Source organism: Glutamicibacter sp. (assembly GCF_035257265.1).
Taxonomy (GTDB): Bacteria; Actinomycetota; Actinomycetes; order Actinomycetales; family Micrococcaceae; genus Glutamicibacter.
In genome coordinates, this window is the sequence record NZ_DATEXC010000019.1 from 141931 (window position 1) to 166550 (window position 24620).

20 protein-coding genes and 1 pseudogene are annotated in these 24620 nt (G+C 58.3%); 6 read left to right on the forward strand and 15 right to left on the reverse strand.

All coding sequences use genetic code 11. The features are described from left to right. Positions 1 to 58: 58 nt before the first annotated feature. The 3 genes from VJ369_RS04440 to xylA are packed head-to-tail and all read right to left on the reverse strand — an operon-like array spanning position 59 to position 3989. Positions 59 to 1327, reverse strand: a complete 1269-nt coding sequence (locus VJ369_RS04440) for an FAD-binding protein (RefSeq protein WP_324090912.1) — start codon at positions 1325 to 1327, stop codon at positions 59 to 61. Continuing rightward, positions 1324 to 2763, reverse strand: a complete 1440-nt coding sequence (gene xylB / locus VJ369_RS04445) for a xylulokinase (protein WP_324090913.1) — start codon at positions 2761 to 2763, stop codon at positions 1324 to 1326. The genes VJ369_RS04440 and xylB overlap by 4 nt, the downstream gene beginning before the upstream one ends. Before the next feature lie 38 nt (positions 2764 to 2801). Next, positions 2802 to 3989: a xylose isomerase gene (gene xylA, locus VJ369_RS04450; protein WP_324090914.1), complete on the reverse strand. Its 1188-nt coding sequence runs from the start codon at positions 3987 to 3989 to the stop codon at positions 2802 to 2804. A gap of 130 nt (positions 3990 to 4119) precedes the next feature. On the opposite strand from xylA, the gene VJ369_RS04455 reads away from it, so the two are divergent. Next, positions 4120 to 5355, forward strand: coding sequence for an ROK family transcriptional regulator (locus VJ369_RS04455; protein WP_324090915.1), 1236 nt, complete (start codon positions 4120 to 4122; stop codon positions 5353 to 5355). Here the strand turns inward: VJ369_RS04455 and VJ369_RS04460 are convergent. Next, positions 5352 to 6149: a MerR family transcriptional regulator gene (locus tag VJ369_RS04460; protein WP_324090916.1), complete on the reverse strand. Its 798-nt coding sequence runs from the start codon at positions 6147 to 6149 to the stop codon at positions 5352 to 5354. The genes VJ369_RS04455 and VJ369_RS04460 overlap by 4 nt on opposite strands. A gap of 263 nt (positions 6150 to 6412) precedes the next feature. On the opposite strand from VJ369_RS04460, the gene VJ369_RS04465 reads away from it, so the two are divergent. Continuing rightward, on the forward strand, positions 6413 to 7702 hold the full coding sequence (locus tag VJ369_RS04465) for an adenylosuccinate synthase (protein ID WP_324090917.1): 1290 nt from the start codon (positions 6413 to 6415) through the stop codon (positions 7700 to 7702). A gap of 100 nt (positions 7703 to 7802) precedes the next feature. Here VJ369_RS04465 and VJ369_RS04470 read toward each other — a convergent pair. Beyond that, positions 7803 to 9320, reverse strand: a pseudogene (locus tag VJ369_RS04470) (sodium:solute symporter). A gap of 430 nt (positions 9321 to 9750) precedes the next feature. Between VJ369_RS04470 and VJ369_RS04475 the strand changes: the two are divergent. The 3 genes from VJ369_RS04475 (at position 9751) to VJ369_RS04485 (ending at position 12522) form a co-directional block, all read left to right on the forward strand. Further along, positions 9751 to 11406, forward strand: a complete 1656-nt coding sequence (locus VJ369_RS04475; RefSeq protein WP_324090918.1) for a thiamine pyrophosphate-dependent enzyme — start codon at positions 9751 to 9753, stop codon at positions 11404 to 11406. A gap of 178 nt (positions 11407 to 11584) precedes the next feature. After that, positions 11585 to 11953, forward strand: coding sequence for a hypothetical protein (locus VJ369_RS04480; protein WP_324090919.1), 369 nt, complete (start codon positions 11585 to 11587; stop codon positions 11951 to 11953). Positions 11954 to 12090: 137 nt separating this feature from the next. Beyond that, entirely contained in the window at positions 12091 to 12522 is a 432-nt protein-coding gene (locus tag VJ369_RS04485; RefSeq protein ID WP_324090920.1) for an SRPBCC family protein, read from the forward strand. On the opposite strand, the gene VJ369_RS04490 is transcribed toward VJ369_RS04485, so the two are convergent. The 10 genes from VJ369_RS04490 to VJ369_RS04535 form a co-directional block, all read right to left on the reverse strand. Continuing rightward, positions 12519 to 13259, reverse strand: a complete 741-nt coding sequence (locus VJ369_RS04490) for a polysaccharide deacetylase family protein (protein WP_324090921.1) — start codon at positions 13257 to 13259, stop codon at positions 12519 to 12521. The two genes, VJ369_RS04485 and VJ369_RS04490, sit on opposite strands and share 4 nt — an antisense overlap. Before the next feature lie 105 nt (positions 13260 to 13364). Further along, a complete protein-coding gene (locus VJ369_RS04495; protein WP_324090922.1) occupies positions 13365 to 14663 on the reverse strand; it encodes an MFS transporter in 1299 nt (432 codons plus the stop codon). Positions 14664 to 14802: 139 nt separating this feature from the next. Continuing rightward, positions 14803 to 15081 (reverse strand): HPr family phosphocarrier protein, encoded by a 279-nt coding sequence (locus VJ369_RS04500; protein ID WP_324090923.1) that lies wholly within the window; start codon positions 15079 to 15081, stop codon positions 14803 to 14805. A gap of 60 nt (positions 15082 to 15141) precedes the next feature. Beyond that, positions 15142 to 16836, reverse strand: coding sequence for a phosphoenolpyruvate--protein phosphotransferase (gene ptsP, locus VJ369_RS04505; RefSeq protein WP_324090924.1), 1695 nt, complete (start codon positions 16834 to 16836; stop codon positions 15142 to 15144). Then, a complete protein-coding gene (locus VJ369_RS04510; RefSeq protein ID WP_324090925.1) occupies positions 16833 to 18845 on the reverse strand; it encodes a fructose-specific PTS transporter subunit EIIC in 2013 nt (670 codons plus the stop codon). Before VJ369_RS04510 ends, ptsP begins: the two co-directional genes overlap by 4 nt. A gap of 2 nt (positions 18846 to 18847) precedes the next feature. Continuing rightward, positions 18848 to 19825, reverse strand: coding sequence for a 1-phosphofructokinase (locus VJ369_RS04515; RefSeq protein WP_324090926.1), 978 nt, complete (start codon positions 19823 to 19825; stop codon positions 18848 to 18850). Continuing rightward, positions 19822 to 20598, reverse strand: coding sequence for a DeoR/GlpR family DNA-binding transcription regulator (locus VJ369_RS04520; protein WP_324090927.1), 777 nt, complete (start codon positions 20596 to 20598; stop codon positions 19822 to 19824). The genes VJ369_RS04515 and VJ369_RS04520 overlap by 4 nt, the downstream gene beginning before the upstream one ends. A 160-nt stretch (positions 20599 to 20758) precedes the next feature. Continuing rightward, positions 20759 to 21607, reverse strand: coding sequence for a polysaccharide deacetylase family protein (locus VJ369_RS04525; RefSeq protein WP_324090928.1), 849 nt, complete (start codon positions 21605 to 21607; stop codon positions 20759 to 20761). A gap of 215 nt (positions 21608 to 21822) precedes the next feature. Then, entirely contained in the window at positions 21823 to 22317 is a 495-nt protein-coding gene (locus tag VJ369_RS04530; RefSeq protein WP_105677764.1) for a CoA-binding protein, read from the reverse strand. Beyond that, complete coding sequence (locus VJ369_RS04535; RefSeq protein ID WP_324090929.1) at positions 22317 to 23681, reverse strand: O-acetylhomoserine aminocarboxypropyltransferase/cysteine synthase family protein; 1365 nt, start codon at positions 23679 to 23681, stop codon at positions 22317 to 22319. The genes VJ369_RS04530 and VJ369_RS04535 overlap by 1 nt, the downstream gene beginning before the upstream one ends. A gap of 263 nt (positions 23682 to 23944) precedes the next feature. Between VJ369_RS04535 and VJ369_RS04540 the strand changes: the two genes are divergently transcribed. Further along, positions 23945 to 24538 carry a histidine phosphatase family protein gene (locus tag VJ369_RS04540; protein WP_324090930.1) on the forward strand — a complete coding sequence of 198 codons (594 nt, stop codon included), beginning with the start codon at positions 23945 to 23947 and terminating at the stop codon, positions 24536 to 24538. Positions 24539 to 24620 lie beyond the last annotated feature (82 nt).

Here is a 24620-nt window from a genome sequence, read left to right on the forward strand (position 1 = left end):
TGAGCCTGCCCGGAGCCGTATGATCCACTGCCAGGAGCTGGATAACTCACGCGTTCGCTTAGTCTCCGAACACCGTACGGCGCAGGTAGTCGTTGCGGAACTTGCCCGCAGGATCTAGCCGGTTAGTCAGCGCAATGAAGTGATCAAACTTCGGGTACAGGCTTCTGAGCTCGGAAGCCTGGGAAGCAAAGAGCTTGCCCCAGTGCGGTCGTGCGTCATACGGCGCCAAGGCTTTTTCGAGCTGCGGAAGGATCATTTGGACAGCTTCCTGCAGCGGCTTCCAGGTAAAGTGCAGGGCAATGCCATCACGGTCGTAGTTTCCACTGAGCCATAGCTCGTCGGAGGCAATGGCACGCACCTCGGAGATCAGCAGCAGGGGAGTGATCACCGGTGAGAGCTTACGAATTGCTTGAATGGCTGCCACCGCGTGTTCGCGCGGAACCAGGTATTCGCTCTGTAGTTCATCACCGGCACTGGGCATGAAATCCATGCGGAAATGGGCTAGTCGGTCTGACCAAGGCCCTGTCTCACCTAACTGAACGCTGCAGATCGTGCCGTCGGCTCCGGGCAGTGGATGCACTGCGGCAATTGCTGGTTGGCCATCGAATTTGCCTTGATCAATATCGTCAACCAGTGCGTCGCCCACGCGGCGTTTGAGCCAGGCCTGTCCTACCTGGTCGCCACTCCAATCGGTGAACAGGCTGACGCTGTAGGCGGAGGCTTGGACGGCAGCGAAGTCTTTGAGCACCTTGTTCCATGACAAATCCTCAAAGACGGTCTGGCGCACTTCAAAGCTTGGCAGGATATCCAAGGTGAGGTGGGTCAATACGCCTAGTGCACCTAAGCCGACAACTACGCCGTGGAAATCTTCGTCGCCACGCTGCACGCTCATCAGCGAACCATCGGCCAGTACCAGCTCTACTGCACTGACAGCGGTGGCGAGGTTGCCATGAGTTTCTCCGGAACCGTGAGTGCCGGTAGATACCGCGCCAGCCACCGAGATATGTGGCAGTGAAGCGAGATTGTGCAGGGCAAAACCGGCTTCCTGCAACACGTCGGCTAGCGCGCCATAGGTGATCCCGGCACTGACCCGCACGGACATTGTCTGCGGATCAATTGTTATCTCTGCTGGCATCCGGGCCAGAGAGATCATCAGTTCGCCGGTATCGGCGATGTCATTGAATGAATGACGCGAGCCCAAAATCTTCACGGATTTTGCTGCACGCACGAGGTCCCGCAACTGTTCAAGGCTGGTGGGGTAGAGCAGTTCTTTGGCCCGGTAGGCAAGATTTCCGGCCCAGTTCAGTTCCTGTTCACGCAGTTTCACGGCCGGTCCCTACTTTTCAGCCACTGGCTGGAAACCAGTGCACGATAGCGTTCAAGTACCTGCGGGGTTGGTTCTAATACCGGCACCTGGATGGTGTCCTGGCTCCACTTCGGGAATTCTCCGGCCAGTACGCCGGCTGCTTGGCGGGCAGCTCCATCTGCCACATATTCGCCCGGGGTCGGCACCATGATGGGTAGTCCTAAGATTTGTGAAGCGATCTGCTGCACGGCTCGGGACTGTGCGCCACCACCGATCAGGATGATGCGCTGTGCGCGCACCCCCTGGGCTTCCAAGGCATGCAGGCCGTCGGCCAGTGAGCAGATCACAGCCTCCACGGCGCTGCGGGCCAAGTTTTCCGGAGTGTAATTGCCGCGGGTGATTCCATGCAAGGAACCTGTGGCCTCTGGCAGGTTGGGGGTGCGCTCGCCGTCAAAGTACGGCAGCAAGGTGAGCCCGTCCGAGCCGGGGCTGGCGGCCAAGGCGAGGTCGTTGACCTCTTCGATCGTTATCTGCAAGAGCTTGGCCGTGGCGTCGAAGATGCGGGTGGCGTTGAGCGTACATACCAAGGGCAGATAGTGGCCGGTGGCATCGGCGAAGCCGGCCACCAGACCGGAGGCATCTGCCGGCGGAGCGTCGGTCACGGCGAACACCGTACCGGAGGTGCCCAGCGAGATGACTACGTCTCCTAGTGTGGCCCCTACGCCCAATCCGGCGGCGGCGTTATCGCCGGCGCCCGGGCCGATATGGGCGCCGGTGTCGGTGCGGCCGATGGAATCCAATGGTCCTACGACGGCAGGCAGGATGGGGGCGTGGCCCAGATGCTGCTCCAGTGCTTCAAGGTCATAAGCGTTTTCGGAGGCACGGTAATACCCGGTGCCCGAGGCATCGGAACGGTCGGTGCGCAGGGCGGCCAGAGATTCGACTCCGCTGCCTGGGCCGTAACCGGCCAGGCGCCAGGACAACCAATCATGGGGCAGGCAGACGGCGGCGACCTTCGCTGCATTTTCTGGTTCGTGATCTTTCAGCCAGCGCAGCTTGGTCAGCGTGATGGAGGAAACCGGGAGGGTGCCGGTGCGCTGCGCCCAGTATTTGGCGCCCGCTTCCATATCACCGTGACCCGCGTCGTTAATGATGTCAAGGGCCGCCTGCGCGCTGCGGGTGTCATTCCACAGCAGTGCCGGGCGGATCACGCTGGCAGACTCATCGAGTACCACCATGCCATGCTGTTGCCCACCCACCGAGACCGCTTCCACGTCGTCCAGGCCGCCGGCCTGGGCGATCGCTTCCTGCAGTGCACTGAACCAGAACTCCGGGTCAATTTCGGTGCCCTCGGGGTGCGCAGCGCGTCCGGAGCGGACTAGAGCGCCCGTTGCGGCGTCGCGAATGACCACCTTGCATGATTGGGTGGACGAGTCGATGCCGGCAACGAGCGTCATAGTTCGGGCTGCTTTCTGCGGTGGGTGGAGTCAGTGGTTTAGCGGGCGCCCAGCAGGTGCTCGATAGCCAGCTGGTTCAGGCGAATAAATGCGAAGTTGCGCTGCGCCGCCGCATCGGCGTCGAAGTCAGCGAAGCTTGCCGCGTCGCTCATCAGCTGCGCTGCGGTTTCGCCAGCGTTCAAGGTGCTCTCGCCCAACTCGAAGACGCCGGAGAGCTTCATAGCTTCCTGAACCTCCGGGTCTGCACGGAAGGCCTGGGTACGTTCCTTGAGCATCAGGTACATGGACATATTGGCCTTCGCCGAGTCCCACACGCCGTCGTAACCGTCGGTGCGTGATGGCTTGTAGTCGAAGTGACGTGGACCATCGTACTTCGGGCCACCGGTTGGGAAGCCGTTTTCCAGCAGATCAACGGTGAAGAATGCGCTGGTTAGGTCGCCGTGGCCGAAGACCAGATCCTGGTCGTACTTGATGCCGCGCTGGCCGTTAAGGTCGATGTGGAACAGTTTGCCTGCCCAGAGTGCCTGAGCGATGCCGTGGGTGAAATTCAGGCCAGCCATCTGCTCGTGGCCGGTCTCCGGGTTGAGCCCCACGATGTCGCCGTGTTCCAGCTTCTCAATGAAGGCCAGGCCGTGGCCGACGGTGGGCAGGAAGATGTCGCCGCGTGGTTCGTTTGGCTTTGGTTCCAAGGCCAGGCGCATGTTGTAGCCCTTTTCCTTGATGTAGCCAGCGGTGGTGTCTACGCCTTCGCGCATCCGATCCAGTGCCGCAGCCAGGTCCTTGGAACCGTCGTACTCGGAGCCTTCACGGCCGCCCCACATGACAAAGGTCTCGGCGCCCATCTCGGCAGCCAAATCAATGTTGTGCAGTACCTTGGCCAGTGCGAAACGGCGGATCGAGCGGTCATTGGAGGTGAAGCCACCGTCCTTGAATACCGGGTGGCTGAACAGGTTGGTGGTCACCATCGGGACCTTCAGGCCGGTTTCCTTCAGTGCTGCGCGGAAGTCGGTCAAGATTTGCTCGCGCTGGGAAGCGGTAGCGTCAAAAGGAATCAGGTCATTGTCGTGGAAGGTGACGCCGTAGGCGCCGAATTCGGCGAGCCTGTGTACGGCTTCGATTGGATCCAGGTTCTTGCGGGTGGCGACGCCGAATGGGTCGGCGCCGGTCCATCCCACGGTCCACAGACCAAAAGTGAAGCGGTCGGCGGCGGTTGGCTGGAGAGTCATGGGATGCATCCTTGGATCGAGAGAGTGTGGCTTTCATTATTTAGTTTATAACCTGAACTATATGGTTGGCGATGAGTTAGAGTCAATAGGAAACGGCAACAAGCCGGCCAGGATTTTCTAAGGAGCAGGCATGCGCAAAACAACGGCTGAAGTCCAGCCTGCACCTTTGGATGCGCCCGGAAATGTGGGGGATGTGCGCAAGGCAAATCTGGCAAGAGTGTTAGCAGTCATTGCCGGTGCCCACAGCGAGCATCGGCTTTCTCGTGCGGACATTGCTATGCGCAGTAAACTCACCAAGGCCTCGGTCTCCAGCTTGGTCGCCGACCTGCTGGAAAGCGGATTGGTGATTGAAATTGGGGTGCACCGAGACGGGGAACGCGGACGGCCCTCGGTAGGCCTGATATTAAACCCCGCACGCTGCGTGATCGGCATGGAAATCAACGTCGACTACATCTCCGCCGGGCTCGTGGATTTATCGGGAAAACTGCTAACTCACCAGATTGTTCCGCGCCTGAATCGTGGGGTTAGCGCTGAACAAGTCATCGATGCTCTGAGCGAGCTAAGCAGTCAAATGCAGCAGGCCGCCGAGGCCCAAGATCTGAAGATTCTTGGCGGCGGACTCGCAGTGCCAGGTCTGGTCGATGAGAAAAGCTACACGGTGCTGCAGGCGCCAAACCTCGGCTGGGAAACTCAAGCCTTGGATGTGCGAAAACTACTGAGCGAAACGAAGATCCGCTTCCGCCTCTTTAACGAAGCAAACGCCTCGGCGCTGGCCCAGCAACAGCTCATGGGAACGGACGAACGCGACTTTCTCTTCGTCTCCGGCGAGGTCGGTATTGGCGGCGGTCTGATTATCGATGCCGAACTCTTTGCCGGTCCGCGGGGGCATGCCGGCGAGCTGGGACATGTGGTGGTCCAGCCCGAAGGCAAACCGTGCAGCTGCGGTGGACGCGGATGTCTAGAAACAGTTGCCGGGCAGGAAGCCATCCTGACCGCGGCAAACCTTGGTGTGGCTGCTCGCGGTGCCTCGCGTCAGCAGCGGATTGAGCGCCTTTACCAAGCGTTGGAATCCGGGCAAGAAGCGGCCAGTATTGCCGTGGCAGACGCTGGTAAGTCACTGGGTGTTGCCGTGGCGTCGGCGATGCGCCTATTCAACGTATCCACCGTGGTTTTTGGCGGACACTTTGCCGCCCTAGAGCAGTGGCTGCTGCCGGCTACGGCGCATAGCCTCACAACCCATGCCCCAAGCATCGCCGGGCAAGCGCAGCTGAGGTTTTCCCCGCTGGGGCAGACCGGCGCGCTGATCGGCGCCGCACACAGCGTGGTGGGTGATTTACTGGAATCACCGCACCAGCTGGTGAGCTAAGCTGCGCTGACCGGTTGCTGCAGTTCGGTCACCCAATCGGATTGGTCTGCGGATTCGGAGCGCACATAAAGTTCGCGGCATGGTCCGGAAGGAACAAGCCCACGGGCTAGGACCTCTTCATGCACTGCCTGCCAGCTTTCATGGATGGTGTCCATTGCTCCTATGTGCATCCCGCAGATTGCTTCGGAAACCGCCGGCAATTCGACACTCTCGAAACCTCCGCAGGCTTCGGCATCCGTAGTAAAACCCGCAATAACTTCCACACCGTTTTCCGTGCCGGAGTACTGGGCTATAGGGGCGGCAAATTCTTGGCCGTCCAAAGCGGCAGCAATCTGGCCGAAAAGCGGACCGATGCGTCCAGCGATTTCAGGTTGCTCAGCTACCGCGAAGCGTCCGGCAAGCAGGCGCACCGCGGGCAGTGATTTGTGGATGATTTCAATGTGCGACATGAGTTTCTCCTTAGAGATCAGGCGTAGACGCCGTTCCACGTCGAGCAGCCGCTGGGTGGCCAAGCGATGCTCGGATTCAACCTGCGCATGACGAATCTGCAATAGCTCTGCAATCTTCTGCGCGGTAGCTCCCTGATCCAGGATCAGGGAAATTTCCTCCAGCCCAAAACCCAACTCGCGCAAGGCAACAATTCGATGCAAACGCTGAAGTTGCGACGGGTCATAGGAACGGTAGCCGCTGAACGGGTCTACATGGGCGGCTATGAGCAGACCGGCGGTGTCCCAATGCCGCAACATGCGGTGGGTTACCTGGCCAATCTGTGCAAACGCCCCGATGGATAACATGCTTTAGTTCTCCGCCCTCACACTGTGTCAGAGTCAAGTCTGCGCGAGAAAACAGCCGATATCTATGAATAACACCGACAACCGTCATCTGAGCTCGAGATTCACTAATCGTTTCGGTAAACTTTGGTCGTAAGAGCCCCTAACTCTTACATTGCGCCCTTTGGGTCAAGTGAGAAGTACAGGGGCATATTTTTTGCCCGGCACCGTGCCGGGACGGCGTAAAGAACGCCGCAACCGCTGCTTTATGCAAGGGGGAGGATCCCATGCCAGCAATCGTGATCGTCGGAGCCCAGTGGGGCGATGAAGGTAAAGGCAAGGCTACCGATCTACTCGGTGGGCAGGTCGACTATGTAGTCAAGCCAAACGGCGGTAACAACGCCGGGCACACCGTGGTTGTCGGCGGTGAGAAGTACGAGCTAAAGCTCCTTCCGGCCGGCATTCTGTCGCCTAACGCCATTCCGATTATCGGTAACGGTTGTGTGGTGAACCTTGAGGCCCTCTTCGAAGAAATCGAAGGGTTGGAAGCCCGCGGCGCCGACACCTCGAAGCTACGCGTCTCGGCTAACGCTCACCTGGTCGCTCCGTACCACCAGACCATGGACAAGGTCACCGAACGTTTCTTGGGTAAGCGTGCCATTGGCACCACCGGACGCGGCATCGGCCCGGCCTACATGGATAAGGTGGGCCGCTTGGGCATCCGCGTGCAGGACGTCTTTGATGAGTCGATCCTGCGCCAGAAGGTTGAAGGTGCGCTGCGCCAGAAGAACGAACTGCTGGTGAAGATCTACAACCGCCGCACCGTGATCGTCGAGGACATTGTGCAGTACTTCCTGTCCTATGCGGACCGGTTGCGCCCGTTGATGATCGATTCCACCTTCGAACTGAACAACGCCCTGGATGCGGGCAAGGTGGTTCTCATGGAGGGCGGCCAAGCAACTTTCCTGGACGTGGACCACGGTACTTACCCGTTCGTGACTTCCTCGAACCCCACCGCCGGTGGCGCCTCGGTCGGTTCGGGCATTGGCCCGACCAGGATCAGCCGTTCGATCGGTATCATCAAGGCTTACACCACCCGTGTGGGTGCTGGGCCTTTCCCTACCGAACTGTTCGACGACATGGGTATCTACCTGCAGACCACCGGCGGAGAATTCGGTGTTAACACCGGACGCCCACGCCGTTGTGGTTGGTACGACGCGGTACTGGCGCGTCACGCGTCGCGCGTAAACGGCTTCACCGATTATTTCGTCACCAAGCTGGATGTGCTGACCAACATTGAGCAGATCCCAGTGTGCGTGGCCTACGACGTTGACGGTGTGCGTCACGACGAAATGCCGATGACGCAGACCGAGTTCCACCACGCGAAGCCGATCTTCGAGTACTTCCCAGGCTGGACCGAGGATATCTCCACGGCGCGGACCATGGAAGATTTGCCAGAAAATGCGCGTAACTACATTCTGGCCCTCGAGAAGATCAGCGGCACTCGGATCTCTGCCATTGGCGTAGGCCCGGACCGCGATCAGACCATTGTGCGCCATGATCTGATCAACGACTAACGCATTAGTCCCGGAGAATTTCTGGGAAGAGCAATGCAGGCCCGGCGGAAAATTCCGCCGGGCCTGCATTGTCTCGCCAGTGGTAAGCCGAGAGTAGTTGTTACTTGACGCCTGTGTCGACACCTTCAACTGCTGCGGTACCTGCGACACGTTGATTCCAATGTTCAATGACCTGCACGGGGGTAGGCCTGGTGAGCAATGAAATGACGGTGAAGGTGACAGCGGAGGCGATGAGCCCAAAATAAATTGGTTCGTTGGCGTATACGCCGTCGAACTTTTGTTCGGCCTGGATCTCTAGAATGATCATGGTGCCCAGTGTGACCAGTGTGCCGGCGGCCATTGAGGCTGCAGCGCCAATGCCATTTCCACGTTTCCACAGCAATCCACCAATGATGGCCACTAGCAGGCCGCCGACCAAGATGTCGTAGGCGATCGTGAGTGCGGCAACCACATCATCAACAAGGATTGCCAGAGATACGGTCACGATTCCAAGTACCAGTACCCAGATGCGGTTCGCCCGCACATCATGTTCTGGGTTCTCATCGGAATTGACGCTGATGGACTTGCCAAACCAGCTGGCCACAAATGGAGAGACATCGGTGCGGGCCACCGTGGCCGCAGCGATCAAAGCTCCTGAGGCGGTGGACATCATCGCGGCCACTGCCGCAGCCATCACTAAGCCGCCGACGGCTACGGGAAGCAGCTCGGTGGCAACCTCAGCGTAGACGACGTCCTTATTCGTATCGGCCCCGATAATGCCTGGCAGCGCGACCTTAGCGGCCATACCGATTACTGCTCCCGCAGCACCATAGATGATGCAGTAGATCCCGGCGGTAGTTCCGCCCTAGCGGGCTACCTTGGGGCTCTTCGCGGTGAATACGCGCTGCCAGATATCCTGACCGATCAGTAGGCCCAGCGTGTAAACGACAAAGTACGTGATGATGGATTGCATTCCGATGCCGGTGAAGCTGAAGAATTCCGCATCAACGCGCTCACGGATGCCGTCCATGCCACCTGCGGCGTTTAATGCGAAAGGCAGCATCAGGCAGAAGATGCCTACCGTTTTAATAACGAACTGCACCTGATCAGCCAGGGTAATGGACCACATGCCGCCGATGGTGGAATAAACCACCACAATGGCGCCGCCAATAGCGATGGCCAGCCACTTCTCCCAGCCGAAGAGAACCACAAAAATCGTCGCATACGCGCTGGTTGATGTCGCGCAGAGCATCAAGGTGTAAGCGAGCATGACAATGCCCGAAGAGTTGGTGGCCGACTTGCTGCCATAGCGCAGCGTGAGCATTTGCGAAACGGTGAAGACCTTGAGGCGTTGCAAAGTAGGGGCAAAGGCCAGAGACAATAAGATTACTCCGGCCCCGATGGCAACGACTAGCCACATGCCTGAGATGCCCCATTTGTAGCCTAGGCCTACGCCGCCCACTGTCGACGCGCCGCCCAATACTACTGCCGCCATGGTGCCCGTGTAGAGGAACGGGCCGAGTCGGCGTCCGGCGACGAGGTAGTCACTGCTGTTCTTGGCGCGGGACTTGCCCCACCATCCGAAGAGCAGCATGGCCGCTAGGTACGCTGCAACGATTGCACCGTTGATGTATTCCATGTATTGGGCTCGTGTTCTATGAGGTCGGAAAGCCGGAGATTACCGAGGGGAAACTTTAGTTGTTCAATAGGCTATTAGTTGGGCAGATGTGTCGTCAAACACGTAACGCCTATTGCCGTGTTCATGAAGGGGCTTGGTGCGCCGTAGCTTCGACCGCGACGCGGACCGCTTCGCACTAGGGTGGACCGTAATTTTGTCTGTGATGCAACACACTGACTTGCATGTATGAAATTCATGGACAAATTGCCTTACGATATGCAGTAACTCTAAGCAAGGTGTCACATTTACGTAGTAAATGCGTAACTACGTGCAATGCTTACCGGCCTCTAGTACTGTTTCACGACGACGCAACGTTGCATCTGGTGCCTTGTGGCACCTTTTTTCGTATCTGCGAGCCAAGACTTTTATTCGATAGAAAGACGCCAAAAAGATGAGTGAAAATGGTCAGCCGTCGACAAAGAAGTCGGCCGGACACGTCATTGTTGACACCCTTGTAGCCCATGGTGTGGAGCGCGCCTACGTTGTCCCCGGGGAAAGCTACCTGGACGTGCTTGACGGCTTGCATAATTCGACTATTGACACAGTTGTTTGCCGCCACGAAGGTGGAGCCACCTACATGGCAGAAGCCGACGGGAAAATGCACCAGCGTCCGGGCATCGCTATGGTCACTCGTGGTCCGGGCGCCGCCAATGCCCACGTAGGATTGCACACCGCATGGCAGGACTCCACTCCTTTGGTGCTGTTCGTAGGTCTGATCCCCTTCGAGCACCGCGGCAAGGAAGCCTTCCAAGAATTTGATCCAAAGGCCTGGTTCGGCACCGGTGCCAAGCGAGTGATGGTCTTGGACCATCCTGATAGGGCCTCCGAAGTCGTCGCCGAAGCGATGTTCGCTGCCATGTCCGGCCGCCCCGGTCCGGTAGTTGTCGGTCTGCCCGAAGACATCATCACCCGCGAGGTTTCCGCGACAGTGCACCCGGAAATCCCGGTGGCCACCGGAGGCATGACCGTCACCGACTGGAAGGCACTGCATGGCGCCCTTCAGGAAGCGGATAAGCCACTGTTTATCTTCGGCGGTAATGACTGGACCCACGAAGGTGCCGCAGACTTCACCCGTTGGCTCGAAGAGCATGATCTGCCGGCGGCGGCCGAATGGCGTTGTGAAGGCACCGTACCGTTTAACTCCCCGTCCTATGTTGGGCCCATTGGATATGGCCGGCCCAAGCCAACCTACGACCTGCTGGAAGAAACGGACCTGTTGATCTTCGTCGGTACCGTGCCGGGAGATGTGATCACCGATGGATTTAATGTCCGTCAAAATTGGGACAAGAAGAACTTCCTGGTTACTATCGACCCATCGCTACGGGGCCGTTCCGGTCCGGTCTCTCATCAGATTGTGGCCAAACCTGACGTCTTCGTTCGTGACCTGTTGCTGATGGATCTGCCGGTGAAAGATTCATGGCGTGAATGGACCGGACGCATGCGCGGCGAACAGGAAAAATTTGCCCAGCTGCCTCCAGCGGCCCCTGCAGCAGGCCAGGCAAAGATGGATACCTTGATGGCAAATCTGGTTAACGCCCTTCCCGAAGATGCCATGGTCACCTTCGGCGCCGGCGAACATACCAACTGGGCGCACCGCTATTTCCCAACTAATGGCTACGCCTCAATGCTTTCGGCACGTAACGGCTCAATGGGGTACTCCATCCCTTCGGCGGTGGCCGCGTCACTGTCCTACCCGCAGCGCCGAGTGGTCAGTATTGCCGGTGACGGTGAGTTCATGATGAATGGCCAAGAGCTAGCTACCGCGGCCCAGTATGGGGCCACCCCGCTGGTGGTTGTCATGGACAACCAGCAGTACGGCACCATCCGAACCCACCAGGAACGCCACTACCCGAACCGGGTTTCCGGTACCCAGCTGAAAAACCCGGACTTCGCTTTGATGGCTCAGTCTTTCGGTGGCTACGGAGTGCGCGTGGAGAATGACGCTGACGTTCCTGCCGCCGTGGATGCGGCTCTTGCCGCAATCGACAATGACAAGACCTTTGCCCTGATCCACTTGATCGTTGAGCAAGGAGTGAGAGCCTACTAAGGCTTTCTGCGGCCTACTGCCGTCGGCGCATGGCGGTTCGCCATGCGCCGACCGCGGTAGGCCGACCAAGGATAAATCACACCCTGATCGTCTTGGCATGCTCGGCCTGAAGGTTTAAGCTGAATTCTTACCCAAGATGTGAGCATTCCCAAACCTACGCACCAAGGCGGAGAATCTGATGGCACAAATGAGCGAAGAGCTCATTGAGCAGTGGGCTGATGCCACTGCCGAAATCTACAACGAGTCCCTTTCCGGTATTAGCCTCACCCGTATGCCGGCTGCCGTTGCGCAGTACATTGAACTCTTTGCGCAAAGTGAAAACCTGACCTTCACACGCGAAGCTACTCCACTGGACTACTTTGAACGCCACCCTTTTCTGGCAGTCAGCGCGATCCTGAACAATGCCGAGGCGCTGGAAGCCCTCGACGAAGATCAGCAAGAAGCACTGGATGAGATGGTTGGCTTCACCGAAGCTTGGTACAACTTCGACCAAGAGCAGGAACCCGAGTTGGGTACTTCTGAGGCCGACGACGAAGAAGACTGGTAAACCCAGTACCGCAACTGCAAAAGCCAACCGATGCGCGCTCCCGCGCACCGGTTGGCTTTTCTGGTTTCTGGTGCCGAGAGCCAAGCGGGTTTAGCGGTGGTATTCCATTAAATGCAGGGGAGTGGGACGATTCGAGTATGAGCCAGTTCAGCGTTTTTGAAAGCACCGTGGTGATTCACTTGCCGGTGCACCGTGTCTGGGCGTTGTTGACCGATTGGACCGCGGCTCCCTTGTGGATGCCGGGTATCGCCACCATGCATTCGGACGACGTGCAGTTGCGCGTGGGCACGAATTTGATCTATCGGGTGGGTGGACACGAACGACGCTATGAAATCCATGATCTGATCGAAAATCGTTTGCTAGTTGCACATACCTCTGAGAACCCGGATGGCTTGTCCTATCGTTTTGATCTGAAAGACGATGCCGGATACACCGAAGTGGTGCTTCAAGTCGCGGTGATTAACCCCGATTTAAGCGTGCAAGAGTGCGAAGAGCTTGCCGAGTCGGTCCGTGAAGCAGAAGAGGACATGCTTGATCAGTTCAGGTTCTATGCCGAACAAGCCCCCTAGGGATTCGTCTTACTTCGATGGTCGTAGGCCTTAGATGCCTTCAAGTCAGTTCCGGCAAATAGCTGGTCCACCGTGACCAAGGTGTATCCGGCGTCGTGAAGTTTGCTGACTAACTGGGGCACCGCTTTGACCGAGCTCTCGTGGATGTCATGCATCAAAATGATCGAGCCGGGTTTGGCCTCTTCGAGGGCAATTTTGACGGTCTTTTGTGGGTCGTGGTGCTTCCAATCCAGCGTGTCAACGTCCCACAGCACCAGCGGGTAGGGGATGAGCCGGTCATAAACGGCGCCGTGGGCACCATAAGGCGGACGGAGAATCTGCGGTTTCACGCCGGAGGCTTGCTCGATCGCCTCATCGGTCCACTGCACTTCGTGTTCAATGCCCTCGGCGGTTAACTTAGTGATGTCTTTATGGTCAAAGGTGTGGCTGCCTATCTGATGTCCCTCGTCAACCATGCGCTGGAGCGTCTTGGGGTATTTCTTAACGTTCTTTCCCAGAACAAAGAATGTGGCCGGCGCGTGCTGCCCGGACAATTCATCGAGCAGGCGATTGGTGTACTCTCCCGGGCCATCATCGAAGGTTAGTGCGACGCATTTGGCGGTTGCGCAGTCCACTGCCGGTGGCGCCGCAACAGGGTCAGGCTGTGGTTCGGGTGGCTGGGCGGAGCAACCTGCCAGCAAGAGGATGCCAAGAAGCAGTGCGCTTAGCCGAGGGGTGACGCGGGAAGACATGCTCATCTGTTCAGCTTCTCGCTCATCCGGCGGCAGCGCAAAACTGCCACGCCATCGCTCAGTGACTTCGTAGCCAGTGCATAGCGAGCGCGGTCAAGGTCAAGACGCCAGCTATAAGCTTGCTGGCGTTTCCGATGTTGAGTGCAACGGATGCTCAATTTCATCACGAGCAAAACGTCCAGCCCACCAAGCGAGCAGCCCGAAGATTGGCGAGGCGGTCCCTGCGATCACAAAAATACTTTGCAGGCTCAATAACTGGCTTAGCGGGCCGGCCACAGCCATGGACAAGGGCATTAATGCCAAGGAGACAAAGAAATCCAGGCTGGAAATACGCCCTAATAAATGTTTCGGCACCCGGCGCTGCAACAGGGTTCCCCAGATGACCATTCCGGCCGAATCGGTAATCCCGAAAAGTAAGAGAATCGCGAACAGCATCCACGCGGCGTCCACGTAACCCACCGCGGCCAGGGGCAACGTGCCTAAACACCAGCAAGCGGTCATCAGGGTCAAATATCGACGTGGGAACTTCGCCGAGGCGATCAGCAGTGAACCGATCGCCGAACCGGCCCCGAAGAAGGCCAGCGTGTAGCCAAAGAGTTTTGCATCCCCGCCCAGATGATCACTGACGATAAATGGCAGCAGCACCTCAAAAGGTCCGATAAAGGTGAATACGGAAATCACCGAAAAGATCAACGTCCAGCGCAGCCAGCTGGTACGCATCGTATAGCCCACGCCTTCGCGTAACTGGCGCAGCACGCTGGGCGCTACAGCAGTAGAGTCAGCAGGGGCCGGAGCGTCGTATTCTTTGCGGTGCGCTATGCGCCGCAGCACAAAGATGGCGATCAAATGGCACAGGGCGATTCCGGCAATTGCGTGCGCCGGCGAAATCGCGGCAACAAGAAAACCCGCAACCATCGGTCCCAGGGCCGTGTGCACTACCGGTCGGACCGTACCCTCAAGTCCGTTGGCGGCCAGCAGATCCTTCGGGGGCAAGATGCGCGGCAGTAGTGCGGAATATGCCGGGAAGAAGAATGCAGATCCGGCACCGGCGAGGAAGCTGGTGAGCATGAGATGCCATAGGGTGATAGCACCAGTCAGTGCCAGTAGGGCCGTCACGCTCATGATGAGCACCAACAGTAGCTGTACCAAGACGACAATTTTTCGGCAGGAATATCTGTCGGCCAAAATGCCGCCGAGCAGCACCAAGGCAAGTAGCCCCACAGCGTTTGAGGTGGCCACCATGGACAGCTCTAGGGGCCCGCCACCTAAACGGCGTACCTGATATACCATTGCCACCGCCCACATGCCGGCGGCAAAGGTGGAAATAATTAGTGCGCTCGCGAGTAGTGCATAGTCCCTGTGGGTGAATGGCTTAACGAGGCGCAGCATTGAGTCCTGCAACCTACCCATGAGAAGCTCCTACAACTTGCGCGTAGGATCAATCATCCATCTACTGATTGAATTTTGTCAATCAGTAATTCGGAATTAAAACCAAAACCCGCGCTTCACCGTTAAAGGTCAAACGCGGGCTCTGCCTGAACAAGGTGGTTTACTCCGAGTCGTGGTCAATCTCCAGGATTTTCACCAGCTGATCCAGGGCTTCGTCGGCCCCTTCACCCTCAGCGCGCAGCACAACCTTGGTGCCGTATTCGGCGCCCAAGCCCATGAGCGACAGAATGCTTGAGGCATCTAATGCGTCTTCGGCAGGTTCTGTTTCCAACGCGATGGTGACCTCGACCGGAAGCTCGCCGGCGGCTTCGGCGAAGACTGCAGCCGGGCGGGCGTGAAGGCCAACTCGACTCCCAATGATTGCTGTACGTTCTGCCATGACGGCTCCTTTTTACATAGGTGGTAATTCAAAATCCTAAGGCAGGTGACCTTGGAGTTGTTAGAGTCCGAAGCGATCCAATTCGGGCAGTTGTGCACGTACCAAGCTTCGGGCTTCCTCAGCTGACGCGGCCCGCAAGGCAAACTGCGCCAATTTTTGAGCGGTAGCCAAGTCCACGGTGCGCAGCACCGCGGCGACCGGGGAAAGCGCGCGCTTATTCATGGACAAGGTATTAACGCCTAGTCCCACTAGTACTACCGCGAGCGCAGGATCTGCCGCGGCTTCACCGCATACTCCTACCGGTTTAGCATCGGCGCCCTGTGCCCCGGCACTGGTGGCCGCGATCATGTGCAACACGGCCGGCTGCCACGGGTCATTCAGTTCAGCCAATGACCCCAGCTGCCTATCCGCGGCCATCGTGTATTGCGTCAGATCGTTGGTTCCGATAGACACAAAATCGCAGCGTTCCAAGATCCGCTCGGCCATCAGCGCGGCCGAGGGGACCTCAATCATCACTCCCGCGGTTTCGAGGTTGGCCGTACTGACCAGTGCCGCAAAATCTTGGGCCTCGGCAGGCGTAGAGATCATTGGTGCCATGGTCCAGACCTCAGCCTGGTGGTTGGAGGCGGCTTCGGAGATCGCCGTGAGCTGACGGGCGAGGACCCCGGGGCTAGTGGTGTCCGTGCGGTAGCCGCGAACTCCGAGCGCCGGATTCGGTTCCGTCGAATCGGTGAGGAACGGAAGCGGTTTGTCGGCTCCGGCATCCAGCGTGCGGACCACAACTTTTTTCTGCGCGAAGGCCTCAAATACCGCACCGTAGGCGGCTACTTGTTCCTCGTGGGATGGTTCCTTCTCGCGTCCTAAGAAACAGAACTCGGTACGCAATAGGCCTACCCCTTCGGCGCCTGCCTTGGCTGCAGCCTGCGCGTCAGAGCCGCTGCCTACGTTGGCTAGCAGGGGGACGCGGTGGCCATCAGCCAGTACTCCACGGCCATCAAATTCCGGAAGCTGCTCACGATTTGCGTAGGTGCGTGCGGTCGCTGACTCAACCTCGGTGGGGTTGCGCACCACGAGGCCGTCGATTCCGTCTACATAGACTACGTCGCCATCAACCAGGGCGGTAGTACCGCTGGCCGCCACGATAGCTGGCAACCCCAGGGAACGGGCAATAATCGCGGTGTGGGACTGCGGCCCGCCATCGCTGGTTACCAAGGCCAAGACCTTCGCCGGATCCAGGGTAGCGGTATCTGCCGGAGCCAGGTCAACGGCTACGAGGACAAAGGGGGTTTCCGAATCGGGGATACCCGGGGCAGGAACCCCACGCAGTTCGGCCACGATACGGGCGCGAACATCGAGAACGTCTCCGGCGCGTTCGGCCATATAGCCACCGAGTGCGGACAGCTGGGTAGCTACCGCATCGGCGGCCTCCCAGAGAGCCGACTCCGCACAGGTGCCCGAGGACACCAGCTTCGTCGCCGACTTCAGCAGGCTTCTGTCGCTAGCCATGAGTGCGGTGGCCTTGAGCACCGCTTGCGCGTCCCCGGTGGCCAATGCTGCCCGTGCCTTGAGCTGCGCGGCAACCGCTTGAGTGGCTTCGGCCAAACGGGCCGTTTCACTGTCGATAGTGGCACCGGCAGGAAGCGGCGCACCGTCGGCAGGGGCTTGGATGGCATCGGGCATACGCCGCACGGTACCGATGACTCGGCCTGCACTGACGCCTACCCCGGAAAACTTTTCTACTCTGTGCGCGCTCATGCTGCAACCTTGGCGCTTTCAACGTGTGGCGCTGCGGTCTTACGAACATACTTCTTCAGAATAATCACCAGTGCAGCAGAGATGAGCGTGCCAATGACGGTGGCTAGCAGGAACAACGGCCAGGTGTTGTTCATTGCAAAGAAGACAAAAGCTCCGCCGTGCGGTGCCTGACTGACCACATCAAAGGTCATAATCAACGAGCCGGTTACTCCGGCGCCCACCATCGAGGCCGGGATGACACGCAACGGGTCCGCCGCGGCGAAGGGGATAGCACCTTCGGAGATGAACGCGGCACCGAGCAGCCAAGCAGCCTTGCCGTTTTCGCGTTCGGCTCCGGTGAACAGCTTCGGTGAAACCGTCGTCGCCAAAGCCATGGCCAGTGGCGGCACCATGCCCGCGGCCATCACGGCTGCCATGATCATCAGAGGGGCAGGGTTTTCCGTCAGTGAGCCGGCGCCCAGTCCTGCCACCGCGAAGGCGTAGGCGACCTTATTAACCGGACCGCCCAAGTCGACGGCCATCATCAGTCCAAGGATCAAACCAAGAATCGCAGCTGCGGTACCCGACATGCCCGAAAGCCATGAATTGAGGGCTTCGGTAAGCTTCGCAATTGGTCCGCCCAAGAACAGGATCATCAGGCCCGAGGCGATGATGGACGCGAGCAACGGTACGATCACTACCGGCATCAGACCACGCAACCAGCGTGGAACCTTCCAGGAGCTGACCCAGCGAGCGGCCAGGCCGGCAATCAAACCACCGACGATACCGCCTAGGAACCCGGCACCCATGAAGCCCGCCACCGCACCTGCGGTGAATCCCGGGGCAATACCTGGGCGGTCAGCGTAGGCATAAGCGATGTAACCGGCCAGAGCGGGAACCAGGAAGCCCATGGACAGGCCGCCGATCTTATATGCGACCGCTCCAAGGTAGGCCATGAGTCCTGCATCAGGCAGGTTGAACAGCGTGTTATCGGTTAAATACTTGTCTGCCACGTCGGTGATCGCGTAACCGCCGAGCAGGAAGCCCAAGGCGATCAGCAGGCCGCCACCGGCCACGAACGGAATCATGTAGGAAACACCGGTCAGCAGCGCGCGCTTGAGCTGTGCGCCGAAGCCTTGCTTGTCACCGGTCTGCTCGGATTCGGCCGAGGCCGTAGCGGAAGGCACCCGGCGTGCTTGCGGATCGCTGACTGCCGCGATGGCATCCTTGAGAAGTTTCTCAGGCTCGTCGATACCGCGTTTAACCGGAACCTGAATCAATGGCTTGCCGGCAAAGCGTGCCCGGTCACGTACGTCCACGTCAACGGCGAAGATCACCGCGTCGGCAGCTTCAATAATTGCAGGATCTAAGGCGGTGGAACCGGAAGAACCTTGAGTTTCCACGGCAAAATCAATGCCTAGCTCTTCGGCGGTTTGTGCCAACGAGTCGGCTGCCATGTAGGTGTGGGCAATGCCGGTGGGACAGGCGGTGACCGCCACGATCTTGGAGACCCTTGCGCGTGATGCGTCGGTAGTTGGTGCCGGCGCCGCTGCCGGGGCAGCAGCCGGAACCGTGGGATTCTCGGAGATCACCGCGGAGACTAGCTCGACGATTTCGCTGGCGCTGGCTGCCTCGCGAAGTGCTGCGGTGAAGGTCTTCTTCACCAGCGCGCGAGCCAATTTGGACAGTAGCTTCAAATGCTCTTTATCGGCGCCCTCTGGGGCAGCGATAAAGAAGATCAGATCTGCTGGACCGTCTTTGGCCCCGAAATCTACCGGCGTAGCCAATCGTGCCATGGCCAGGGTCGGGGTGGTGACGGCGGCTGAGCGGCAGTGTGGAATTGCGATGCCGCCGGGCACGCCCGTGGCGGTTTTTGCTTCACGGGCCAATGCGTGTTCGGCCAGAGCCGATGCATCAGTAGCGCGGGAGGCCTTAGCCACCAGGTTCGCCAGGTGATTGATCACCTCGGTGGTGGAGGTGCCCAAGTGTGCGTCGAGGGTGACGAGCTGGGTGGTGATCAGGTCGCTCATTGCTATGATCCTTGCCTTGGGTTGAGTGAGACGACGGTAACGGCGTCCGCGGTGAGGTCAGATGGTGAGGGGATGGTCGAACCGGGCAGCGAAGTTGCCGCTGCCCCGTAGCTGATGGCTGAGCTAAGACATTGCTCCGGTGAGCCCTGAGAAATGGCCGCCAACAGGAATCCTGCCAGCGAAGAATCTCCGGCTCCTACGGTGCTTCGGGCGGCGATGGGTTCATGCCAGCCATGCCATGCCCCTTGCTTTGTGGCCAGCACCGCACCGTGGGCTCCAAGCGTTGCCAGTACGGCGCCAGTCCCGCGCTCAAGCAGCGTTTGGCAGGTCTGCGCGGTCAGCTGCGCGGAAGTTTCGAGCTGTTTTTCGCTGAGATCGGCACCGGCTAGATCTGCCAGTTCCTCAGCGTTTGGCTTGATGAGGTCCGGGATGTGCTTTGCGGTGTGAGCGTATAGCTGACGCAGCGGTTCTCCGGAGGTATCCACCGCGATCTTCGGACATTTGGCGCCCAGCGAATCGCGCAGCGCGGCGGTGAGCTGCGCGTAGAAGTCTGCAGGTACTCCCGGGGGCAGCGAACCGGCCATCACCAGCCAACTAGCCTCGGTGCTTGCTTCAAGTACCAACGCACTCAATGCGGACACCGCCTCGGCGCTCAACGTCGGGCCTAGCTCGTTGATTTTGGTGGTGGTGCCATCGGGGTCGGTCAAGGTGATGTTGGTGCGCAGTGATTCGTCGATGGGCAGTGCAGTGAAACTCAGTCCGTCACCGCGCAGTGCGGCGATGAGTGGATCATTTGCCCCGCCGGGCAGTAGCGCGTGAGTCTTCGCTCCAGCCACCCAAAGCGCCCGGCTCACGTTTACTCCTTTGCCAGCAGCCTGGGTATGACTGGTCGCTGCGCGCTGGACAGCTCCGTGCGCTAGCGGCTCTTGTAATTCAATGGTCTTATCCAAGGCCGGGTTGCAGGTCAGTGTGATGATCATGCGACAACTACCTCGACTTCGGCGAGTTCCAAGGCCGCAGCGAGATCACCTTGTGGTGCGCTGTCGGTCACCAGAGTGTCTATGGCGTCCAGACGCGCAAAGCGAACCAGGGTTTCTTGGTCAAATTTTGAGCTATCGGCGAGGAGCACAACACGACGTGCGCTTGCGATCAAGGCGGTTTTAACAGCTGCTTCCAACGGATCAGGCGTGCTCAAGGCAAAATCGGCATGCAGGGCATTGGTTCCGATAAAAGCAATGTCAGCGCGGTAGTTGGAGTATTCCTGCGCAGTGCGTGCACCACTGGTGGCACCGGTAATTCCGCGAACTCGTCCACCAATCAGTTCCAAAGCAATCTCTGGGCTTTGCACCAGTGCCGTGGCGATGGGTAATGCGTGGGTGATCACCACGAGTCCGGATCCTGCATTGGTTTTGACCATGCGTTCGGCGAGGAATTCTGTGGTGGTTCCGGCATCTAAGATGACCGAAGCGTCGGAGACCGGCAGCAGGCTGAGTGCGCGTTGTGCGATTCGTGCCTTGGCCTCAGCGTGGATGGCGGTGCGTGCCATATAGCTTTCTTCGCGGGTGCTTGCATCACTGATGGAGACAGCGCCACCGTGTACACGACGCAAGAGATTTTCAGACTCCAGCTGGGCTAGATCGCGGCGAACGGTCTCCGCGGTAATCTCAAAGCGTTCAGCCAGTTTCGCGACGGTTACTTTCCCCTCGGCGGCAAGCTGATCGGTGATTAGCCGGTGTCTTTCCTCGGCAAACATCTACGCCTCCATAAAGTCATGACATGCAACACATGAATCTGTGTTTCCATGACTTTATGTCCGAATGTGTGGGATCGTCAAGCGAATTTGTGAAGAACTTTGGGTTTTATCTGTTTTTGAGTGGGTTTTTCTGCATATGATGACGCTGAAGGCCCTGGCGCTAGCGCCGAGTGTAGGCGGTTTTACCGCCGAAATTAGTTCCCTCAAATAGTTCATTGACAGTCACCAAGGTGAACTTTTCATGCTTGAGTCGCTTGACCAGTTCCGGTACCGCTTTGACCGAGCTGTCATGGATGTCATGCATTAAAATGATTGATCCAGGATGTACCTGCGCCATCGCGAGATCTACGGTTTTCTTCGGATCATGGTGTTGCCAATCCAATGTGTCGACATCCCAGAGCACCAACGGTGTGTTCACCAGTTGGTCAACGGCGGAATTGTGAGCGCCATACGGCGGACGTAAAGTATCCGGCGTCAATCCGGTTGCCTTGCGGATGGCCGATTCGGTCGCGGAAAGTTCATTCTTGATTTCTTCTGCGGACAGGCCGGTCAAGCTTTTGTGGTCAAAAGTATGATTGCCTAACTGGTGCCCCTCGTACGCCATGCGATTTACGGCGCCGGGAAAGTTGGGAACGTTCTGACCGAGCATGTAGAAGGTTGCGGGGACATTTTCCTTGGCCAGCATGTCCAGTAAAGATGCGGTGTACTTCCCTGGACCATCATCAAAGGTCAAGGCTGCGCATTTGGCTTTTTCGCAATCTACGCGAGGCTGTGGTTTGAGTACCATCGCGGTGACCGGAGCCTGCACTGCAGGAACTGCACTGTAGTCCGCGGCCCGTTCAACGTGCATGGAGCCTTCGCTTCGGGCGGAAGCCGTACCGGCAAAAAGTCCTGCAACCGCGTGGCCTGCCCGGGAAGCCTGTTGGGTTATTGGAGAACCGCAGCTGGTGAGGAAAAGGACACAGCAAAGTACGGAAATAACCGCGTTGACGCGGGAACGGGAAGGCATGTATTCACCTTTTCGCCTTCACCGGCTGAAATCAATTCGACCACCCGGCAGGCAACAAAAATCCGCTGAATCGTTATGTAAATATGTGATTTCACGCCCCAGCTTCATGTGATGCTTCCGGGTGGGGATTGGAACGGTGAGGACGCCAGATCAAATAACTGGAGCCTGTGGTGATATCACCACAGGCTCCAGCGAGAATGAAAATATGTAGAACTCTAGGCCAGCAGCTGGCGCTTAGAAGAGATCACACCGGTATTGAACCCGGCAAGACGCAATCCACCATGGAAGCGGGCATGCTCAATTTTGACGCAGCGGTCCATGACTACATTCATCCCGGCAGCCTCGGCGCGTGCGGCAACCTCCTCATGCCACGAACCAAGCTGCAACCACAGGGTTTTCGCGCCCACGGCCAGTGCTTCATCCAGCACGGTGGGAAGGTCATCGTGTTTACGGAATACCTCGACCAGGTCAGGGGTCTCCGGCAGATCGGCTAATGACTTGTAGACCGGCTGCCCGAGAATCTCGTCCAGCACGGGGTTGATGAAATACACCTTGTACTTGGAGGAGGACAAGAGATATGTGGCGACAAAGTAGCTGGCACGTGATGGCTTATTTGAGGCGCCAACGATAGCAATGGACTTTGTTTCATGCAGAATATTCAGGCGTTCTGCGGCGCCAGGGCCCTGCCAAGTACGTTGCTGAGTGCTCATTAGTTTGCTCCCTTCGAAGCTGCTGGCACGGCGCAGGCAGCGCCGTCATAGGTAGGAGCCTCATCCAGCTTGGCTGCGTTTTTCTGCGAAGCAGTCAGTGCCTGATCTAGATCCCAAAGGATATCTTCAACATCTTCTAATCCCACAGAGAGGCGAATTAGATCTTCCGGAACTCCTGCGGCGACCATCTGTTCGGCGTTCAGCTGCTGGTGGGTGGTGGAGCCAGGGTGTAGAACCAAGGTGCGAGCATCACCGATATTGGCCAAATGGCTTGCCAGCTGCAAAGCTTCGATGAACTTGGTGCCGGCCTCGCGTCCACCCTTGACTCCGAAGCTGAAGACCGAACCTACGCCCATAGGCAGCAGCTCGGCGGCGCGGGCATATTGTGGGTGGGATTCGAGCCCCGCGTAATTGACGTAGGTGACACGGTCGTCGGCTTCGAGCCACGCGGCGACCTGCTTCGCGTTGGTCAAGTGGTTATCCATGCGCTGTGGCAGGGTTTCCAGACCCTGCAACAGCTGGAATGCAGACTGCGCAGGCAGGGAAGGGCCGAAGTCCCGTAGCTGCTCGCTGCGCAATTTGGTCAGGAATCCGTATTCGCCGAAGTTATCCCACCAGGAGACGTTGCCGTAGCTTGGTACAGGTTCGGTCATGGTAGGGAACTTGCCGTTGCCCCAATTGAATGTGCCAGCCTCGATGACTACACCGCCCAAGGTGGTGCCGTGCCCTCCGATGAACTTGGTGGCCGAGTGGATCACGATGTCCGCGCCATGTTCAATGGGGCGCAACAGGTATGGCGGGGTCAGCGTCGAGTCAACCACCAGCGGAATGTTATGGCGGTGCGCGACCTCTGCCAGACCCTTGAGGTCAGCGATATCGCCCGAAGGGTTTGCCACGATCTCGGTGTAAACGGCTTTGGTGTTCTCTTGGATTGCTGCCTCAAAATCTGCAGCGTCATTGGAATCGATGAACGTAGTCTCGATCCCGAAACGGCGTAAGGACACGTCCAGCTGGGTGATGGTGCCGCCATAGAGTTTGGAAGAAGCAACAATGTGGTCCCCGGCCTGAGCAAGTGCCGCGAAGGTGACAAACTCAGCTGCCATGCCTGAGGCGGTAGCTACCGCACCGATGCCGCCTTCGAGTGACGCCATGCGTTCCTCAAAAGCTGCCACCGTGGGGTTACCAATGCGCGAGTAAATATTCCCGTACTTTTGCAGTGCGAAAAGATTAGCCGCGTCATCGGTGTCTTTGAAAACAAATGAAGTGCTCTGGTAGATCGGCACGGCGCGTGCGCCGTGCTCCGCGTCGGGGGTGCCTCCGGCGTGTAGTGCGCGGGTGCGAAATCCAAACTTGTGGTCAGCCATGGTGGCGTACGACTCCTTGTCGATTGATGCTTCGGCAGGAATCCCGGATCAATGTCGCTTAACCCCTGGAATTCAGTGGAAAGCAGCTCCATCGGTTCTGGCGGTAGCACCTGGTCCACCGGCTGTGGCAGGTTGCTGCGGCGTCATCAAACCAGATCTCTCGGCCGCTCGGGATGGTTAGTAACAGTCTGTCAATATGTCCTTGAATGACCCAACTATGAGTCCTAACGTTTCGATTCTTGAAGGAGGAATCTGATTCGGGCATGGCTCAGAAGTTAGCTTATGCTCGAGCTATGGATACAGCGTTGGCTTTGATCAGGCATGGGCAAACAGACTGGAACCTTGCCGGACGCATGCAAGGACGCACCGATATCGAATTGAACGGCACCGGTCGCGCGCAAGCGCGGGCGCTTGGCAGGGACCTGAGCGGCCAGAATTGGGATCTGGTTGTCGCTTCTCCGCTGTCGCGGGCTCAAGAAACAGCCTTGCTGATCGCAGCTGAACTTGATGTTGAACATGCAGCGCCGGTCGCTGACGTGATTGAGCGAGGTTTCGGCCCCCTTGAAGGGCGGATCATGGCTGAAGTCAGCGAGGCCGAAGCAGCGACCCTTGCCGCTGAGACCGAAGCCAGAGAAACCGTATTGCACCGTATGCTTGGTGCCTTGTCTGCTTTGGTGCAGGAGAACCCTGGACGAAATATCTTGGTCATTAGCCACGGAGCTGCCATGCGGATTGTGCGTGACGCGCTCGCCGGGGTACGCATCCATGAGGGAGTGGCTAACGGGGAGTTACTGGAAATTGATCTTGACCGGATGCATGAACTGCGCGAAGAACTGGGCCTCGTCACCAGTCACTAGAATGCGGCGCCGTGAAAGTTTCGGAAAAAGTTAGCTCACGGACCTCACATAATGGCCACACGGTACGTCTACCTAGTGACAG

Bases quoted from the DNA above. Each gene is read 5' to 3' on its own strand.
- xylB (WP_324090913.1), bottom strand. From the start codon at position 2,763: ATGACGCTCGTTGCCGGCATCGACTCGTCCACCCAATCATGCAAGGTG.
- xylA (WP_324090914.1), bottom strand. From the start codon at position 3,989: ATGACTCTCCAGCCAACCGCCGCCGACCGCTTCACTTTTGGTCTGTGG.
- VJ369_RS04455 (WP_324090915.1), top strand. From the start codon at position 4,120: ATGCGCAAAACAACGGCTGAAGTCCAGCCTGCACCTTTGGATGCGCCC.
- VJ369_RS04460 (WP_324090916.1), bottom strand. From the start codon at position 6,149: ATGTTATCCATCGGGGCGTTTGCACAGATTGGCCAGGTAACCCACCGC.
- VJ369_RS04465 (WP_324090917.1), top strand. From the start codon at position 6,413: ATGCCAGCAATCGTGATCGTCGGAGCCCAGTGGGGCGATGAAGGTAAA.
- VJ369_RS04475 (WP_324090918.1), top strand. From the start codon at position 9,751: ATGAGTGAAAATGGTCAGCCGTCGACAAAGAAGTCGGCCGGACACGTC.
- VJ369_RS04480 (WP_324090919.1), top strand. From the start codon at position 11,585: ATGGCACAAATGAGCGAAGAGCTCATTGAGCAGTGGGCTGATGCCACT.
- VJ369_RS04485 (WP_324090920.1), top strand. From the start codon at position 12,091: ATGAGCCAGTTCAGCGTTTTTGAAAGCACCGTGGTGATTCACTTGCCG.
- VJ369_RS04490 (WP_324090921.1), bottom strand. From the start codon at position 13,259: ATGAGCATGTCTTCCCGCGTCACCCCTCGGCTAAGCGCACTGCTTCTT.
- VJ369_RS04495 (WP_324090922.1), bottom strand. From the start codon at position 14,663: ATGGGTAGGTTGCAGGACTCAATGCTGCGCCTCGTTAAGCCATTCACC.
- VJ369_RS04500 (WP_324090923.1), bottom strand. From the start codon at position 15,081: ATGGCAGAACGTACAGCAATCATTGGGAGTCGAGTTGGCCTTCACGCC.
- ptsP (WP_324090924.1), bottom strand. From the start codon at position 16,836: ATGAGCGCGCACAGAGTAGAAAAGTTTTCCGGGGTAGGCGTCAGTGCA.
- VJ369_RS04510 (WP_324090925.1), bottom strand. From the start codon at position 18,845: ATGAGCGACCTGATCACCACCCAGCTCGTCACCCTCGACGCACACTTG.
- VJ369_RS04515 (WP_324090926.1), bottom strand. From the start codon at position 19,825: ATGATCATCACACTGACCTGCAACCCGGCCTTGGATAAGACCATTGAA.
- VJ369_RS04520 (WP_324090927.1), bottom strand. From the start codon at position 20,598: ATGTTTGCCGAGGAAAGACACCGGCTAATCACCGATCAGCTTGCCGCC.
- VJ369_RS04525 (WP_324090928.1), bottom strand. From the start codon at position 21,607: ATGCCTTCCCGTTCCCGCGTCAACGCGGTTATTTCCGTACTTTGCTGT.
- VJ369_RS04530 (WP_105677764.1), bottom strand. From the start codon at position 22,317: ATGAGCACTCAGCAACGTACTTGGCAGGGCCCTGGCGCCGCAGAACGC.
- VJ369_RS04535 (WP_324090929.1), bottom strand. From the start codon at position 23,681: ATGGCTGACCACAAGTTTGGATTTCGCACCCGCGCACTACACGCCGGA.
- VJ369_RS04540 (WP_324090930.1), top strand. From the start codon at position 23,945: ATGGCTCAGAAGTTAGCTTATGCTCGAGCTATGGATACAGCGTTGGCT.